Origin of the sequence: Streptomyces sp. NBC_01506 (genome assembly GCF_045040295.1) — a bacterium.
Lineage (GTDB): Bacteria > Actinomycetota > Actinomycetes > Streptomycetales > Streptomycetaceae > Streptomyces.
Window position 1 is genome coordinate 736,658 of the sequence record NZ_CP109422.1, and the last position, 20,568, is coordinate 757,225.

The following is a 20,568-nucleotide window of genomic DNA, read 5'->3' on the forward strand; positions in this document are numbered from 1 at the left end:
CGAACGGACGACCGCGCGGGGTGGATCGAGCACGTCATTGGCCGAGTTCCCGGTCGAGCAGGTCGAAGACGTCGTCGTCGGAGGCCGAGTCGAAGTCGATCCCGTCCCCCGGCGTCCGTTCGCCGTCGCGGCCGGATCCGCGGCGCTCCTGCCACCGGCTCCGGATCACCTCAAGCCGACCCGTGACCCGGTCCACCAGTTCCTCGTCGCCCTCGTCGGTCTCGTCCAGGCCGGCGAGCACACTCTCCAGTCGGTCGAGCTCGGCGAGGATGGACTCCCGCGCGGAAGGCGGCTGCGGCGTGAGCGCCTGACGGAGCACCGGCACGAGTTCGCGCGGGGTCGGGTGGTTGAACACGAGCGTGGCAGGCAGCCGGAGCCCGGTGAGCGAGCTGATGCGGTTACGGAACTCCACCGCCTTGAGCGAGTCGAAGCCGACTTCCTTGAAGGCCAGGTCCGGTTCCACGTGCCCGGCGTCGGCGTGCCCGAGGACGACGGCGGCCTGGGCACAGACCAGGCCCAGCAGCTCCTCCTCGGCCTGGGCCGCCGGCAGTGCGGCGAGGCGTGCCGCGAGCCCGGCGGCGGAGGGCGCGGCCGACCGGAAGGCCGCCGGTGCGGCGGCGACGAGGGAGCGCAGCACCGCGGGTACGACCCCGCGGGCCCGCAACGCCGCCGGGTCGAGCCGGGTGAGCAGCGGCACGGCGTCCTCCTCCTGGCCGGCTGTCGCGGCGTCGAACAGGGCGAGGCCCAACTCCGCTGTCAGCGGCGGGAGTCCGGCGCCGGTCATCCGCCGGACGGTGGCCTCGTCGACCCGGCCGACTCCGGTCCACGGACCCCAACCGAGCGAGACGGCCGGCAGCCCGACGGCACGGCGGCGGCGGGCCAGTGCGTCGAGGAACGCGTTGGCGGCCGCGTAGTTGCCCTGGCCGGCGCTGCCCGCTGTGCCGGCCATCGAGGAGAAGAGCACGAAGGCGGAAAGGTTCAGGTCGGCGGTGAGCTCGTGCAGGTGCCAGGCGCCGTCCGCCTTGGGCCGCAGCACCGCGTCGAACCGCTCCGGGGTGAGCGAGCTGATCACCCCGTCGTCGAGCACCGCGGCGGCGTGCACGACCGCACTCAGCCGCTGCCCGTGCCGCGCGAGGAGCCCGGCGAGCGCGTCGCGGTCGCCGACGTCGCAAGCCTCGATGTCGACGGTCTGTGCACCGAGGTCGGCGAGGTCGGACGCCAGGTCCGCGGCGCCCTCGGCGGCGGCGCCGCTGCGGCTTACCAGCAGCAGATCACGGACGGCGTGTTCCCGCACGAGGTGCCGGGCGACGAGGCCGGCCAGTCCGCCGGTTCCGCCGGTGATCAGCACTGTGCCGTCGCCCCAGAAAGGCCGGGCCGATTCGTCCTCGGCCCGCGTGACGCGGATCGCCCGCGGCGCGAACAGTTCGCCGCCGCGCACGAGCAGTTCCGGCTCGTCGACGGTCAGGGCGCCGGCCGGGAGCGTGCTGTCGGTGGGGTCGAGGTCGATCAGCGCGAGCCGGCCGGGGTCCTCGGCCTGGGCGCTGCGTACCAGCCCGCGCACGGCCGCCGCCGCCAGATCCTTGCCGCTCGCCGCCCCGCGTGTCACGAAGACGAGCCGTGCGCCTTCACCCCGGGAGGCGGAGAGCCACTCCTGGATCAGCGCGAGTGCGTCGGCGGTGGCGGCGCGTACCGAGGCGGGTACGTCGTCGGTGGACGTCGTCACCGGGACCAGGATCGTGGTGGTTTCGGCGGGGAGCGCTGCCAGGTCAGGATAGGCGTGCACGGCGGCGTCGGACACGAGGCCCGTGTCGTCCGCTCCGATGAGAGCCGGCGGCGCGCCGGGCCGGCGACCGGCCGTGACCGCGGTCCAGTCGATGCGATAGCGCGCGTCGGAGACGGCGGCGCGGCGCAGTCCATCGGTGGGCATCGGCCTTGCCACCAGCGCCTCGACGGAGGCCACCGGCGCGCCGCCGGCGTCGGCGAGGCTGATCGAGACGGCGCCGTCTGCGGCAGGGGAGAGCCGTACGCGCACCGCCGGTGCACCCGGACCGTGCAGAGACACGCCGGTCCAGGAGAACGGCAGGCCGTTCCAGCCTTCGCCGTCGGCGCGGGTGGCGAGGGCGCCGGTGTGCAGGCAGGCGTCGAGGAGTGCGGGGTGTAGTCCGTAGCCGGTGCCGTCGACATCTTCGGGTAGCGCGGCCTCGGCGAACAGTTCGTCACCTCGCCGCCATGCCGCGCGCAGGCCCTGGAATGCCGGACCGTAGCCGAATCCGGTGTCGGCCAGCCGCTCGTACAGCCCGGCGACTTCGAGCGGCTGTGCACCGGCCGGGGGCCAGGGCATCGGGTCGAAGGGTTCGATCCGTGCGGCGGCGGCCAGCCGGCCGGAGGCGTGCTCGGTCCACGGAGCCTGCGGATCGTCGGCGGGCCGGGAGTGCACGGTCAGCGAGCGGTCGCCGGACTCGTCGGCGGCACCGGCCCACATCTGGATCCGCGCCTCGGAGTGCTCGGGAAGGAGCAGCGGCGCGGCGAGGGTCAGTTCGGCCACGCTGCCGCAGCCGGTGTCCCCCGCCGCCTTCATGGCGAGTTCCAGGAACGCCGTGCCGGGCACCAGCACGTCGCCGTGCACCGCGTGGTCGGCGAGCCAAGGCTGCATGAGCGTCGAGACGCGCCCCGACCACACGAACGCGCCAGTTCCGGCGATCTCGACCGAGCCGGACAGCAGCGGGTGTGTGTCGCCGCCCTGCGCGTTGCCCACGACGGTCGCGGCGGACCAGTAGCGCTGGTGTTGGAAGGGGTAGGTGGGCAGGTCCACGTGGCGGGCGCCGGTATCCGCGTAATACACGGCCCAGTCCACCGGAACACCATGACTCCACGCATCGGCAAGCGAGGCCACAAAACGATCCAGCCCCCCCTCACCACGACGCAACGTCGACATCACAGCAGCCTCCACACCACTGTCCTCGACCGTCTCCTGCACACTGGCCGTCAGCACCGGATGCGCACTGATCTCGACAAAATGCCGATAACCCGCCCCCAACAACTCACGCACCGCCGGCTCGAACCCCACCGTCAACCGCAAATTGTCCAGCCAATACCCCGCATCCATCACCGCGGACTCAACCACAGACCCCGTCACCGTCGAATAAAACGGCACCACCGGCACCCGCGGCACCACCGGAGCAAGCACCTCAAGAACCTCCGCACCCACCCGGTCCACCTGAGCCGAATGCGACGCGTAATCAACAGCGATCCGCTTCGCCCACACACCCTCCGCCTCCAACACCCCCAACAACTCATCCAACGCATCAGGCACACCCGAAACCACCGTCGACGCCGGACCATTCACCACCGCAAGCGACACACGACCACCCAGACCCGCAATCCGCACCCCCACCTCATCCGCCGACAACGCCACCGACACCATCCCCCCACCACCCGCCAACACCCGCAACGCCCGACTACGCAACGCCACCACCCGCGCACCATCCTCCAACGACAACGCACCCGCCACACACGCCGCAGCAATCTCACCCTGAGAATGACCCACCACCGCCGACGGCTCCACACCACAAGCCCGCCACAACCCCGCCAACGAAACCATCACCGCGAACAACACCGGCTGAACCACATCAACCCGCTCCAGGAGTCCGGCCGGAGCATCCCCCCGCACCACATCCACCAGCGACCAGTCCACATACGGCCCCAACGCCGCCTCACACTCCGCCAACCGCTCCGCAAACACCGGCGACGACTCCAGCAAACCCCGCCCCATACCCACCCACTGCGACCCCTGACCAGGAAACACAAACACCGGCCCCACACCACCCACCGACCGCACCACACCCGACCCACCCACACCCGACCCCACACCCGGCCCACCCACAGCCAGACCATCAAGACCCACCAACAAACCATCCACATCGGACGCCACCACAGCCGCCCGGCACACCATCGCCGAACGCGACACCGCCAACGTACTCCCCACATCCACCACACCACCCCCCACACCCCCACGCACACACGCCGCCAACCGCCCCGCCTGATCCCGCACAGCCCCCACATCACGACCCGACAACACCCACGGCACCACACCCCCCACCACACCCACACCCACACCCACACCCACACCCGCACCACCCACCACCGGCGCCACCTCCACCAACGGCGCCTGCTCCACAATCACATGCGCGTTAGTACCACTCACCCCGAACGACGACACACCCGCACGACGAGAACGACCCGCATCAGGCCACGTACGGTTCTCGCTCACCACGTCGATCGCGCCCGCCGACCAGTCCACCTGCGACGAACGCTCATCCGCATGAAGCGTCGCCGGTACCACACCGTGCCGCATCGCCATGACCATCTTGATCACACCCGCGACCCCCGCCGCCGCCTGCGTATGACCGATGTTGGACTTGACGCTCCCCAACAGCAACGGACGGTCCTGGTCGCGGCCTTGCCCATACGTCGCCAGCAACGCCTGCGCCTCGATCGGATCACCCAGCCGCGTGCCGGTGCCGTGACCATCGACGACGTCCACATCCACCGGGCTCAACCCGGCTCCTGCCAACGCCTGCCTGATCACCCGCTGCTGCGACGGACCATTGGGCGCCGTCAAACCATTCGACGCACCATCCTGATTCACCGCCGACCCACACACCGTCGCCAGCACCGGATGCCCGTTCGCCACCGCGTCGGACAGACGCTCAAGGACCAGGAATCCGGCGCCTTCGGAGAATCCGGTGCCGTCCGCGCCGTCCGCGTACGCCTTGCAACGCCCATCGGGCGAAAGTCCGCCGAGCCGGCCGAAGCCGGCGAACACTGCGGGCGTGGAGAGCACCGTCACACCGCCGGCCACGGCGAGCGCGCACTCACGCTGACGCAGGGCCTGCGCGGCGAGGTGGATCGCGACCAGTGAGGACGAGCACGCCGTGTCGACCGAGATCGCGGCACCTTCGAGCCCGAACCGGTACGCCACTTGGCCGGAGACGACGCTGCCGCTGCCATCGCTGCCGGGGTAGTCGTGGTACATGACGCCGGAGAAGACACCGGTCCGACTGCCGCGCAGCGAGAGCGGATCGATACCCGAACGCTCGAACGCCTCCCAGGCCAGCTCCAGCGCGAGGCGCTGCTGCGGATCGGTGGCCACGGCCTCCTTCGGGCTCATGCCGAAGAACCCGGCGTCGAACTCGGCCGCCGAGTCGAGGAACCCGCCGCCGGCGGAGTAGTAGCGGCCGGGCTCGTCCGCCTCGGGGTCACGCAATGCCGCCAGGTCCCAGCCGCGGTCGGCAGGGAAGGGGGCGATGGCGTCGGTGCCGGAGTCGACCAGGTCCCATAGTTGTTCAGGCGTCGTGACGCCGCCGGGGTATCGGCAGGCCATCCCGACGATGACCACCGGATCGTCGGCCGTACTCACGACAGCGGACGGCACGGCAGCAGCCACGTCGGCGACCGTGCCGGACAACTCGGCCGACACGAAGTCCGCCAGTACGCGGGCGGAGGGATAGTCGAACACCAGCGTCGCCGGCAGCCGCAGACCGGCCGCCGCCGCCAGCCGGTTCCGCAACTCCACAGCCGTCAACGAATCGAACCCGAGCTCGCTGAACGCACGATCGGCATCGAGCGTGGCCGGGGAGCTGTGGCCGAGGACGGCGGCGACTTGTTCCCGCACGAGTTCGAACACTTCGTCGGCCCGCCGTTCCGCGGGAAGCGCGGCGAGCCGCTGGGCCAGGTCCCCGGTTCCGGCCGCACGCCGCCGCGCCGGAGCGTGAACGAGGCTTCGTAGCAATACCGGTAGGTTCTCGCTCCCGCGCAGCGACGCCACATCGATATCGGCCGGCACCACGACCGGCTCCCCACACGCAAGAGCAGCGTCGAACAACTCCAGCCCACGCTGGGCCGACAACGGAACCAGCCCGGCCCGACCGATCCGCGCCCTGCCCCCCTCCGACAGTCCGCCGGTCATCCCCCCATCCGCACCCTCCCACGGACCCCACACCAACGACGTACCCACCAGACCAGCAGCACGGCGAAACCTCACCAACCCATCCACAAACGCATTAGCCGCCGCATAATTCGCCTGCCCCGCACCACCGAACACACCAGCCGCCGACGAGAACACCACAAACGCATCCAGATCCAACCCCACAGTCAACTCATGCAACCACCACGCACCACCCGCCTTCGCCCCCCACACCCCATCCAACCGCTCAGCCGACAACGACTCCACCACCCCGTCATCCAACACCCCCGCCAAATGCACCACCCCACTCAACCGATCCCGATACCGATCCACCAAACCCGCCACCGCATCACGATCACCAACATCACACCCCTCAACAACAACCCGCCCACCCAGACCAGCCACCCACCCCGGCACCACCCCACCCCGATTCACCAACACCAGATCCCGCACCCCATACCGCTCCACCAAATGCCCCACCACCAACCGCCCAAGCCCACCCGTACCACCAGTCACCAACACCACACCACCACCAAACGACACACCACCACTCTCACCACTCCCACCGCCCACCCGCACCAGACGCGGAACCAGAACCTCCCCCTCCCGCACCCACAACTCCGGCTCACCCGAACCCCACACCCCCGCCGGAACCCCACCCACCCCAACACCATCACCATCGACATCGACATCGACATCGACCAGACCAAACCGACCCGGATGCTCCACCTGCGCACTACGCACAAGACCCCACACCCCCGACGCCCCCACATCCCCACCCGACACCGCACCCGACGTCCGAAACACCAACCTCGAACCCCCGAACCGCTCCTCCCCCAACCACCCCTGCACCAACCCCAGAACCCGCGCACACACACCACCCACAGACCCCGAAACCCCAACCACCACCACATCCGGCACCACATCCGGCACCTCGACCAACGACACCACATCCCCCTCCAACACCACACACGACCCCAACTCACCAACCAACGAACCAGCCCCAACCCACTCCACCCCCCACAACCCATCACCACGACCCAACCGCTCACCCGACACCGGACGGGCGACGAGGGATCGCACGGACGCGACCGCCGCTCCGGCAGCATCGACGGCTTCGATCGACACCGCGCCGTCCGCAGCCGGAGTCACGCGAACGCGGACCTTCGAAGCGCCGACCGCGTGCAGTGCCACACCAGTCCACGAGAACGGAACTCGACCCTCAACGTCCGCGTCCGCGTCCGCGTCCGTGCGCAGGAGTGCTCCGGTGTGCAGGCAGGCATCGAACAATGCCGGGTGCAGGCCGAATGCCTCGGCATCCGTGGCGCCTGACGGCAGCTCGACCTCGGCGAAGACGTCATCTCCGCGTCGCCACGCCGCACGCAGCCCACGGAACAGCGGACCATATTCAAACCCGATGTCCCCGAATTGGTCGTAGACGTCTGCGACATCCAACTGCTGCGCGCCTTCCGGAGGCCAGACGGCGGCGTCGAAAGGTACTGCGACGGGGGGTTGCGACGGCGCCAGGATGCCCGAAGCACACAGCGTCCAGGGCCGGCCGGGGCCAACGTCCGGTTGGCGCGCCTGGATGGTGATGGTGCGTCGGCCGGCCTCGTCCGGCGCGTCGACACGCACCTGGATCGCGACGCCACCCTGCGCGGGCAGGACCAGCGGCGCGGGCAGGGTCAGCTCTTCGACGCAACCGCAGCCGACCTCGTCGGCGGCGCGCAGAGCCAGTTCCAGGAATCCGGTGGCCGGGAAGACCACGGATCCGCGAATCACGTGCTCACTCAGCCACGGCTCGGCGTCCACGGAAAGCCGGCCGGTGAGCACGACCTCGCCGTTGTCCGCGAGTTCGACCGCCGCGCCCAGCAGCGGATGTTCGAGGCTGTCCAGGCCGAGCGCCGCCGCGCCCGCTCCGACGACTCCAGGTCGCGGCCAGTAGCGCTCGTGTTGGAAGGGGTAGGTGGGCAGGTCGATGCGGCGTGCACCCGAGCCGGCGAAGAACTCACGCCATTTCACCGACAGGCCGCTGACATACAGCGCGCCGAGTGTGGCCAGCACGCAGCGCTCCTCGTCCTGCTCCTTACGCAGCGGGGCAGCGGTCACACTCTGCACGTCGTCGCCGTCGCTCTGGGCTACGAGGCCGGACAGCGTCCCACCCGGACCCGCCTCGACGAACCGCGTCACACCCTCAGCCCGCAACCGCGCCACCGCATCAGCGAACCGCACCGGCTCACGCACCTGCCGCACCCAGTATTCGGGATCACACATATCCGCACCCACCGACAGCGAGGAGACCACCTCAAGCACCGGCCGCTCGAACGTCAACCCCTCCACCACACCCCGGAACTCCTCAAGCATCGGCTCCATCAACGACGAATGGAACGCATGCGAAACCCGCAACCGCCGCGAACGACGACCCGCGAACCGCGCCACCACCCCATCCACCGCCGACACCTCACCCGACACCACCACCGACCCCACACCATTCACCGCAGCCAACGACACCCCCGCACCCAACCACGGCAAAACCTCAGCCTCCGACACCTCCAACGCCACCATCACCCCACCAACAGCCAACCCATCCATCAACCGACCCCGAGCAGACACCAACACACACGCATCCGCCAACGACAACACCCCCGCCACATACGCCGCCGCCACCTCCCCCACCGAATGACCCACCACAAACTCCGGCACCACACCAAACGACTCCAACAACCGGAACAACCCCACCTCCACCGCGAACAAACCCGGCTGCGCCCACCCCGTCCGCTCCAACACCCCCGAATCCACACCCCACAACACACCCCGCAACCCCGGATCAAGATGCGACAACACCTCATCAAAAGCCCCCGCAAACACCGGGAACCGCTCATACAACCCCCGCCCCATCCCCACCCACTGCGACCCCTGCCCCGGAAACACAAACCCCGTACGACCCTCCAACACCACACCACGCGCTACCTCGTCCGGCCTGTCATCACCGGCCGCAAGCAGTACCGCGCGATGCGCGAACCCGGACCGCTCCGTCAGCGAGAACCCCACGTCCGCCGAAGGGGCCGACCCCGCCAGCGCATTGAGCTGCGCCACCAGCGCGTCCAGCCCTTCAGCCGACCGTGCGGATACCATCCACGGCACTGGGCCCCCTCCCGCAGGGGACTGCGCCGGATCGACCATCGGCTCGGGCTGTTCCAGGATCACGTGCGCGTTCGTCCCGCTGATCCCGAACGACGACACACCGGCCCGACGCACCCGACCCGCATCAGGCCACGCCGCCGGCTCCGTGACCAACTCGACCGCGCCCGCCGACCAGTCCACCTGCGACGACGGCTCGTCCGCGTACAACGTCGGCGGCACGACACCGTGTCGCATCGCCTGCACCATCTTGATCACGCCCGCGACCCCCGCCGCCGCCTGCGTATGACCGATGTTGGACTTCACGCTGCCCAGCAGCAACGGCGTCTCACGGTCCTGGCCGTACGTGGCCAGCAACGCCTGCGCCTCGATCGGATCACCGAGCGTCGTGCCGGTGCCGTGACCATCGACGACGTCCACGTCAGCCGGGCTCAAGCCGGCTCCTGCCAACGCCTGCCGGATCACCCGCTGCTGCGACGGGCCGTTCGGCGCCGTCAAACCGTTGCTCGCGCCGTCCTGATTCACCGCCGACCCACGGACAATGGCGAGCGCCCGGTGTCCGTTCGCCACCGCGTCGGACAGGCGCTCCAACACGACGACGCCCACGCCCTCGGACCAGCCCGTGCCGCCGGCGGAATTCGAATACGATCGGCAGCGCCCGTCCAGCGAGAGACCACCCTGGCGTGAGAACTCCGTGAAGGTGTGCGGAGTAGCCATGACGGTGACGCCGCCGGCCAGGGCCAATGTGCACTCACCGCCGCGCAACGACTGCGCGGCCAGGTGGAGCGCCACCAGCGACGACGAACACGCCGTGTCCACCGTCACCGCCGGGCCCTCAAGCCCCAACGAATACGCGACGCGACCGGACACGATGCTCGGAGAGCTGCCGTTGCCCCGGAATCCGTCAAACTGAGCGCCGGTCAGCAGATCGCGGTAGTCGCTGTACATGACGCCGGCGAAGACACCGGTCCGACTGCCGCGCAGCGCGAGCGGATCGATACCCGAACGCTCGAACGCCTCCCACGACGCCTCCAGCAGCAGCCGCTGCTGCGGATCCATCGCCACCGCCTCACGCGGCGAAATCCCGAAGAACCCCGCATCGAACTCAGCCGCCTCGAACAGGAACCCGCCCGAACCAGTCGACGAACTCTCCCGCAACGCCGCCAGGTCCCAGCCACGATCGGCAGGGAAGGGGGCGATGGCGTCACGACCGTCCGCGACCAGATCCCACAGATCCTCCGGGGAGCGCACGCGGCCCGGATAGCGGCACGCCATCCCCACGATGACCACCGGATCGTCGGCCGTACTCACAAGAGCAGGCGGCAGGACCGACGCCGATTCCGCCACGCTGCCGGACAGCTCGGTCATGATGAACCCGGCGAGCGCCTGAGCAGACGGATAGTCGAACACCAGCGTTGCCGGCAGCCGCAGACCGGTCACCGCCGCCAGTCGGTTCCGCAACTCCACAGCCGTCAACGAATCGAACCCGAGCTCGCTGAACGCACGATCCGGATCCACCGCCGCGGCAGATCCGTAGCCCAGGACTCCAGCGGTCTGCTGCCGTATCAGGGTCAGCAGTTCTTCGGCACGCCGAGTCGACGGAAGGCCGGCCAGCCGCCTGACGAGGTCGCGTGTGCCCGCCGTTCGGCGTCGGGGCGAGGCCGGGACGAGGCTTCGTAGCAATACCGGTAGGTTCTCGCTCCCGCGCAGCGACGCCACATCGATATCGGCCGGCACCACGACCGGCTCCCCACACGCAAGAGCGGCATCGAACAACTCCAGCCCCCGCTCGGCCGACAACGGAACCAGCCCGGCCCGACCGATCCGCGCCCTGCCCCCCTCAGACAACCCCCCAGTCATCCCCCCGTCAGAACCCTCCCACGGACCCCACACCAACGACGTACCCACCAGACCAGCAGCACGGCGATACCTCACCAACCCATCCACAAACGCATTAGCAGCCGCATAATTCGCCTGCCCCGCACCACCGAACACACCAGCCGCCGACGAGAACACCACAAACGCATCCAGATCCAACCCCACAGTCAACTCATGCAACCACCACGCACCACCCGCCTTCGCCCCCCACACCCCATCCAACCGCTCAGCCGACAACGACTCCACCACCCCGTCATCCAACACCCCCGCCAAATGCACCACCCCACTCAACCGATCCCGATACCGATCCACCAAACCCGCCACCGCATCACGATCACCAACATCACACCCCTCAACAACAACCCGCCCACCCAGACCAGCCACCCACCCCGGCACCACCCCACCCCGATTCACCAACACCAGATCCCGCACCCCATACCGCTCCACCAAATGCCCCACCACCAACCGCCCAAGCCCACCCGTACCACCAGTCACCAACACCACACCACCACCAAACGACACACCACCACCCCCACCACTCTCACCACTCCCACCACCCACCCGCACCAGACGCGGAACCAGAACCTCCCCCTCCCGCACCCACAACTCCGGCTCACCCGAACCCCACACACCCGCCGGAACCCCACCCACCCCAACACCATCGACATCGACCAGACCAAACCGACCCGGATGCTCCACCTGCGCACTACGCACCAGACCCCACACCCCCGACGCCCCCACATCCCCACCCGACACCGCACCCGACGTCCGAAACACCAACCTCGAACCCCCGAACCGCTCCTCCCCCAACCACCCCTGCACCAACCCCAGAACCCGCGCACACACACCACCCACAGACCCCGAAACCCCAACCACCACCACATCCGGCACCACATCCGGCACCTCAACCAACGACACCACATCCCCCTCCAACACCACACACGACCCCAACTCACCAACCAACGAACCAGCCCCAACCCACTCCACCCCCCACAACCCATCACCACGACCCAACCGCTCACCCGACACCGGGCGGAAGGTCAGCGAGGCCACGGACGCGAGCGGGACGCCGGTCGTGTCCGTGACGGCGAGGGCGACCGATCCGTCAGCGCGTCGGGTCAGCCGAACACGGGCTGCGGTGCAGCCCCGGGTGTGGACCGACACACCAGTCCACGAGAACGGCACCACGCGGTGGTGGCGGCCGTCGTTGTCAGCCGAGATGGTGGTGTCGTCGGCCAGGAGAGCGTGCAGGCAGGCGTCGAGCAGCGCCGGGTGCACGCCGAACGACTCGGCATCGGCGGTGTCCTCCGGCAGCTCGACCTCGGCGAAGAACTCCTCTCCCCGGCGCCACAAGGCCGTCAGCCCCTGGAATGTCAGGCCGTAGTCGAACCCGGACTCGGCGGCCGTGGCATAGAGGTCGGTCGTGTCCACGGGGAGAGCATCGGCCGGGGGCCATTGTGAGCGGTCGACCTCGGTCGGGACTTCGTCGGGGCAGACAACGCCGCTCGCGTGCAGAACCCACTCTCGCGTGGCATCCGTCCTGGAGCGGACGGCCAGCGTCCTGCGGCCGGTTTCGTCCGGCGGCGCTATGGTGACCTGCACCGTGACGGCGTCGTCGAGCACAAGCGGCGCGGCAAGTGTGAGCTCCTCGACCTGTAGGCAACCGACCTGGTCGGCGGCACACAGCGCCATCTCCAGCAGTGCGGTGCCGGGCACCAGTGCGGAGCCGAGAATGACGTGATCGGCGAGCCACGGCTGGGCGGCGACCGACAGCCGGCCGGTGAGCAGGAATCCTCCGGTGTCGGCCAGTTCGACCGCCGCGCCCAGCAGCGGATGTTCGAGGCTGTCCAGGCCGGCCGCCGCGCCCGCTCCGACGACTCCAGGTCGCGGCCAGTAGCGCTCGTGTTGGAAGGGGTAGGTGGGCAGATCGATGCGGCGCGCACCGGTGCCGGTGAACCACTCGGCCCACTTCACACCGGTGCCGTTCACATAGAGCGCGGCAAGCGCCGCAAGCAAACCAGTCGCTTCCTCCTCAACCTTACGCAGCGGAGCAGCCGTCACACTCTGGAGAGTGTCGCCCTCGGCCTGCGCCACCAGCGCGCACAGCGTCCCACCGGGACCCGCCTCGACGAACCGCGTCACACCCTCAGCCCGCAACCGCGCCACCGCGTCGGCGAACCTCACCGGCTCACGCACCTGCCGCACCCAATACTCAGGATTACTCATATCGGCATCCGCAGACAGCGACGAGACCAACGTCAAAGCAGGCCGCCGGAACGTCAACCCCTCCACCACACCCCGGAACTCCTCGAGCATCGGCTCCATCAACGGCGAATGGAACGCGTGCGAGACCCGCAACCGGCGTGCACGACGGCCCGCGAACCGCGCCACCACCTCATCCACCGCCGACGCCTCACCCGACACCACCACCGACTTCGGACCGTTGACCGCAGCCAACGACACCCCCGCACCCAACCACGGCAAAACCTCAGCCTCCGACACCTCCAACGCCACCATCACCCCACCAACAGCCAACCCATCCATCAACCGACCCCGAGCGGACACCAGAGCAGCGGCGTCCGCCAACGACAACACCCCCGCCACATACGCCGCCGCCACCTCCCCCACCGAATGACCCACCACAAACTCCGGCACCACACCAAACGACTCCAACAACCGGAACAGCGCCACCTCCACCGCGAACAAACCCGGCTGCGCCCACCCCGTCCGCTCCAACGCCTCCGAATCCACACCCCACAACACACCCCGCAACCCCGGATCAAGATGCGACAACACCTCATCCAAAGCCCCAGCGAACACCGGGAACCGCTCATACAACCCCCGCCCCATCCCCACCCACTGCGACCCCTGCCCCGGAAACAGCAGGACCGTCCCGCCCTCAACCGCCGCACCCCGGGCCACCACACCGCCGCCATCAGGCAGCGCCACCACCCGATGCACGAACTCTGAACGCGCCGCCAGGGAGAAGCCGACATCCGCCGGCGAGACCCCGCTCAACTCGCTCAGCCGCTCCATCTGAATGTCGAGCCCCGACTCCGACCGCGCCGACACCACCCACGGCACCAGGTCGCCGTCCACCGGCGACTCCACCGGGGGGCGATCGACCATCGGCTCGGGCTGTTCCAGGACCACGTGCGCGTTCGTCCCGCTGATCCCGAACGACGACACACCCGCACGACGAGGACGACCCGCATCAGGCCACGTACGGTTCTCGCTCACCACGTCGATCGCGCCCGCCGACCAGTCCACCTGCGACGAGCGCTCATCCGCATGAAGCGTCGCCGGTACAACACCGTGCCGCATCGCCATGACCATCTTGATCACACCCGCGACCCCCGCCGCCGCCTGCGTATGACCGATGTTGGACTTCACACTCCCCAGCAGCAACGGCGTCTCACGGTCCTGGCCGTACGTGGCCAGCAACGCCTGCGCCTCGATCGGATCACCCAACCGCGTACCGGTGCCATGCCCCTCCACCACGTCCACGTCGGCCGGGCTCAACCCGGCCCCCGCCAACGCCTGCCGGATCACCCGCTGCTGCGACGGGCCGTTCGGCGCCGTCAAACCGTTCGACGCACCATCCTGATTCACCGCCGACCCACGCACCACCGCCAACACCCGATGACCATTCGTTGTCGCATCCGACAGGCGCTCCAACACGACGACGCCCACGCCCTCGGACCAGCCGGCGCCGTCGGCCGCTTCCGAGTACGACTTGCATCGGCCGTCGGCGGCCAATCCGCCCTGGCGGGTCGACTCGGGGAACATGTCGGGCGCGACCATGACGGTGACGCCGCCGGCCAGGGCCAATGTGCACTCACCGCCGCGCAACGACTGCGCGGCCAGGTGGAGCGCCACCAGCGACGAGGAACACGCCGTGTCCACCGTCACCGCCGGGCCCTCGAGCCCGAACGAATACGCGACGCGACCGGACACGATGCTGGGTGCACTGCTGTTGGCGCGGTGGCCGGCGTACTGAGCGCCGGTCAGAAGGTTGCGGTAGTCGCTGTACATGACGCCGGCGAAGACACCGGTCCGGCTGCCGCGCAGCGCGAGCGGATCGATACCCGAACGCTCGAACGCCTCCCACGACGCCTCCAGCAGCAGCCGCTGCTGCGGATCCATCGCCACCGCCTCACGCGGCGAAATCCCGAAGAACCCCGCATCGAACTCAGCCGCCTCGAACAGGAACCCGCCCGAACCAGTCGACGAACTCTCCCGCAACGCCGCCAGGTCCCAGCCGCGGTCGGCAGGGAAGGGGGTGATGGCGTCGGTGCCGGAGTCGACCAGGTCCCATAGTTGTTCAGGCGTCGTGACGCCGCCGGGGTATCGGCAGGCCATCCCGACGATGACCACCGGATCGTCGGCCGTGCTCACGACAGCGGGCGGCACGGCAGCAGCCACGTCGGCGACCGTGCCGGACAACTCGGCCGACACGAACCCTGCCAGCGCGCGGGCGGAGGGATAGTCGAACACCAGCGTCGCCGGAAGCCGCAGACCGGCCGCCGCCGCCAGCCGGTTCCGCAACTCCACAGCCGTCAACGAATCGAACCCGAGCTCACTGAACGCACGATCCGGATCCACCGCCGCGGCAGATCCGTAGCCCAGGACCGCGGCGACCTGCCTACGCACCAGATCAAGCAGCACCTCCTTGCGCCGCTCGACCGGCACACCGTCCAGCGCCTCGCCGGCCGCGACGCGACGTTGTACCGGCATGCGAACGAGGCTTCGTAGCAATACCGGTAGGTTCTCGCTCCCGCGCAGCGACGCCACATCGATATCGGCCGGCACCACGACCGGCTCCCCACACGCAAGAGCGGCATCGAACAACTCCAGCCCCCGCTCGGCCGACAACGGAACCAGCCCGGCCCGACCGATCCGCGCCCTGCCCCCCTCAGACAACCCCCCAGTCATCCCCCCGTCAGAACCCTCCCACGGACCCCACACCAACGACGTACCCACCAGACCAGCAGCACGGCGATACCTCACCAACCCATCCACAAACGCATTAGCAGCCGCATAATTCGCCTGCCCCGCACCACCGAACACACCAGCCGCCGACGAGAACACCACAAACGCATCCAGATCCAACCCCACAGTCAACTCATGCAACCACCACGCACCACCCGCCTTCGCCCCCCACACCCCATCCAACCGCTCAGCCGACAACGACTCCACCACCCCGTCATCCAACACCCCCGCCAAATGCACCACCCCACTCAACCGATCCCGATACCGATCCACCAAACCCGCCACCGCATCACGATCACCAACATCACACCCCTCAACAACAACCCGCCCACCCAGACCAGCCACCCACCCCGGCACCACCCCACCCCGATTCACCAACACCAGATCCCGCACCCCATACCGCTCCACCAAATGCCCCACCACCAACCGCCCAAGCCCACCCGTACCACCAGTCACCAACACCACACCACCACCAAACGACACACCACCACCCTCACCACTCTCACTACTCTCACCACCCACCCGCACCAGACGCGGAACCAGAACCTCCCCCTCCCGCACCCACAACTCCGGCTCACCCGAACCCCACACCCCCGCCGGAACCCCACCCACCCCAACACCATCAACATCAACATCACCATCGACATCAACCAGACCAAACCGACCCGGATGCTCCACCTGCGCACTACGCACCAGACCCCACACCCCCGACGCCCCCACATCCCCACCCGACACCGCACCCGACGTCCGAAACACCAACCTCGAACCCCCGAACCGCTCCTCCCCCAACCACCCCTGCACCAACCCCAGAACCCGCGCACACACACCACCCACAGACCCCGAAACCCCAACCACCACCACATCCGGCACCACATCCGGCACCTCAACCAACGACACCACATCCCCCTCCAACACCACACACGACCCCAACTCACCAACCAACGAACCAGCCCCAACCCACTCCACCCCCCACAACCCATCACGAGGACTGCCCGACTGGGCCGCCGGAGCGCGCAGGACCAGCGACTCGACGGAGGCCACGGGGTTGCCCGCCGGGTCGGTGAGTTCCGCAGAGACCGTGTCCTCGGCCGTCCGGCTCATCCGGACCCGTACCGTGGTCGCACCCGTGGCGTGCACGGTGACGCCGGTCCACGAGAACGGCACGGCAGCCGCCATCCCGGCGACGGCCGTCACGTGCAGCGAGGCGTCGAGCAGCGCGGGATGCACCCCGAATCCGCTGACGTCGGTGCCCGCCGGCAACGCGACCTCGGCGAACACCTCTCCGCCCCGGCGCCAGGCCGTGCGCAGCCCGCGGAACAGCGGACCGTACACGAACCCTGACTCCGCAATCCGCTCGTAGAAGCCGTCCAGATCAACGGGTTCGGCGCCGGTCGGCGGCCAGTCGACCGTAGCGGAAGGGGCGGTTGACGCCCGAGCCGGCGAAAGCGTGCCGGCGGCGTGCTCGGTCCAGGAGTCCGACCCGTCGGCGCGGGAGCGGATGGTGACGGAACGGCAGCTCGACGCATCGGCCTCGCCGACGCGCACCTGCACGAGAACCGACTCTTTGGCGGAGAAGATCAACGGTGCGGCGAGCGTCAATTCGTCGACGCCCGCGCAGCCGGCCTCGTCGGCGGCGCGCACGGCCATGTCGAGCAGGGCTGTGCCGGGCAGCAGCGCCGAACCGAGAATGACGTGATCGGCGAGCCACGGCTGGGCGGCGACCGACAGCCGGCCGGTCAGAATCAGGCCGTCATCGGAGAGATCGACCGACCCGGTCAGCAGCGGATGTCCGGTCGGCTCCAGACCGGTCCCGCTGATGTCGGTGCCCGGTGTGATGGACGGCCAGAAGCGTTCGTGCTGGAAGGGGTAGGTGGGCAGGTCGATGCGGCGTGCGCCGGAGCCGGTGAACCACTCGGCCCACTTCACACCGGTGCCGTTCACATAGAGCGCGGCAAGCGCCGCAAGCAAACCAGTCGCTTCCTCCTCAACCTTACGCAGCGGGGCAGCCGTCACACTCTGCACGCCGTCACCGTTGTCACCGCCGTCGCCGTCGCTCCGGGCTACGAGGCCCGACAGCGTCCCACCCGGACCCGCCTCGACGAACCGCGTCACACCCTCAGCCCGCAACCGCGCCACCGCATCAGCGAACCGCACCGGCTCACGCACCTGCCGCACCCAGTATTCGGGATCGGCCATATCCGCGCCCACCGACAACGACGAAACCACATCAAGCACCGGCCGACGGAACGTCAACCCCTCCACCACACCCCGGAACTCCTCGAGCATCGGCTCCATCAACGGCGAATGGAACGCGTGCGAGACCCGCAACCGCCGCGAACGACGACCCGCGAACCGCGCCACCACCCCATCCACCGCCGACACCTCACCCGACACCACCACCGACCCCACACCATTCACCGCAGCCAACGACACCCCCGCACCCAACCACGGCAAAACCTCAGCCTCCGACACCTCCAACGCCACCATCACCCCACCAACAGCCAACCCATCCATCAACCGACCCCGAGCAGACACCAGCACACACGCATCCGCCAACGACAACACCCCCGCCACATACGCCGCCGCCACCTCCCCCACCGAATGACCCACCACAAACTCCGGCACCACACCAAACGACTCCAACAACCGGAACAACCCCACCTCCACCGCGAACAAACCCGGCTGCGCCCACCCCGTCCGCTCCAACACCCCCGAATCCACACCCCACAACACACCCCGCAACCCCGGATCAAGATGCGACAACACCTCATCAAAAGCCCCAGCGAACACCGGGAACCGCTCATACAACCCCCGCCCCATCCCCACCCACTGCGACCCCTGCCCCGGAAACACAAACCCCGTACGACCCTCCGACACCACACCTTCAGCCACGCCGGCCGGGAACTCGCCACGGGACAAGGCGGCCAGTCCTTCGGCCATCGCCTCCTCTTCGGTCCCGAAGACCACCGCGCGATGCCCCAACTCCGCACGTGTCGTCACCAGCGAAAGACCGACATCCGCCAGATCGAGCCCGTCGTCACCGACTACCGTCAGCAGGCGGCCGGCCGCCGCCCGTACCGCCGCACCCGACTTGCCCGATACCACCCACGGCACCGGACCACCGGCGCCCGCCTCGCCGTGCTCCGCTTCGGTGATCTGCGACTTCTCCGCTACCGGTGCCTGCTCCAGCAGCACATGCGCGTTCGTCCCGCTGATCCCGAACGCCGAGACGCCGGCGCGACGGGGACGGCCGGTGGCGGGCCACTCGGTGCGTTCGAGCAGCAGGTCGACCGATCCGGCCGACCAGTCCACGTTTGTACTCGGCTCGTCGACGTGCAACGTCGGCGGCAGGACGCCGTGCCGCATCGCCATCACCGTCTTGATGACACCCGCGATGCCCGCCGCGGCCTGGGTGTGACCGATGTTGGACTTCACCGAACCGAGCAGCAGCGGACGGTCCCGGTCGCGGTCCTGTCCGTACGCGGCCAGCAACGCCTGCGCCTCGATCGGATCACCCAACCGCGTTCCGGTGCCGTGCGCCTCGACGGCGTCGATCGCGCTCGCCGGCAGTTGCGCGTCGGCCAGGGCGGCCATGATGACACGCTGCTGCGAGGGGCCGTTGGGCGCGGTCAGGCCGCTGCTCGCGCCGTCCTGGTTGACGGCCGAGCCGCGCACCACGGCCAGGATCGGATATCCCTCGCGCTCCGCGTCCGAAAGCCGCGCCAGCAGCACAGCGCCGACGCCCTCAGCCCAGGCGGTGCCGTCGGCCGCGTCGGCGAACGCCTTGGCCCGCCCGTCGGCCGCCAGGCCACGCTGTCGGGAGAACTGAACGAACAGGCGCGGGGTGGGCATTACGCCGACGCCGCCGGCCAGCACCAGATCGCTCTCGCCCCAGCGCAGTGCCCGGACCCCGAGGTGGATGGCCACCAACGCGGACGAGCACGCCGTGTCGATCGACAGGGCGGGCCCCTCGAGTCCGAGGGCGTACGAGATCCGTCCGGACATGACGCTCACCGCGTTGCCGGTGAGCAAGTGGCCTTCGCTGTCCTTGGCGTGCCCGGCCAGCTCCGCGTAGCCGACCTCGGCGCCGCCGATGAATACCCCGGTCCGGCTGCCGCGCAGCGAAACGGGGTTGATGCGCGCGCTTTCGACGGTCTCCCATGCCGTCTCCAGCAGCAGCCGGTGCTGCGGATCCATCGCCACCGCCTCACGCGGCGAGAGACCGAAGAAGTCCGCGTCGAAGCCGCCGATCCCGTCGATGAACCCGCCATGCCGGACGTAGCTGGTGCCCGGCTGATCGGGGTCCGGATCGTAGAGCGATTCCAGGTCCCAGCCGCGATCGCCCGGCACGGTGGAGATGGCGTCGGTGCCGGCCTCGACCAGCCGCCACAGGTCCTCCGGCGAGTTGACGTCGCCGGGGAACCGGCACGCCATCCCCACGATCGCGATCGGTTCGCTGTCCCTGGCCTCGATCAGCTCGAGCCGCTGCCTGGTGTCCTGCAAGTTGGTGGTGACCAGCCGCAGGTACTCGCGCAGCTTGTCTTCGGAACTGGACATCGCGATGCCTCCGGCTGACGAACGGTGAGGTGCGG

General features: G+C 69.0%; 1 protein-coding gene. It reads right to left on the minus strand.

From position 1 onward, the window contains the following. Positions 1-34: 34 nt before the first annotated feature. Complete coding sequence (locus OG329_RS03095) at positions 35-20,533, minus strand: SDR family NAD(P)-dependent oxidoreductase (protein WP_405792566.1); 20,499 nt, start codon at positions 20,531-20,533, stop codon at positions 35-37. Positions 20,534-20,568: the final 35 nt, after the last annotated feature.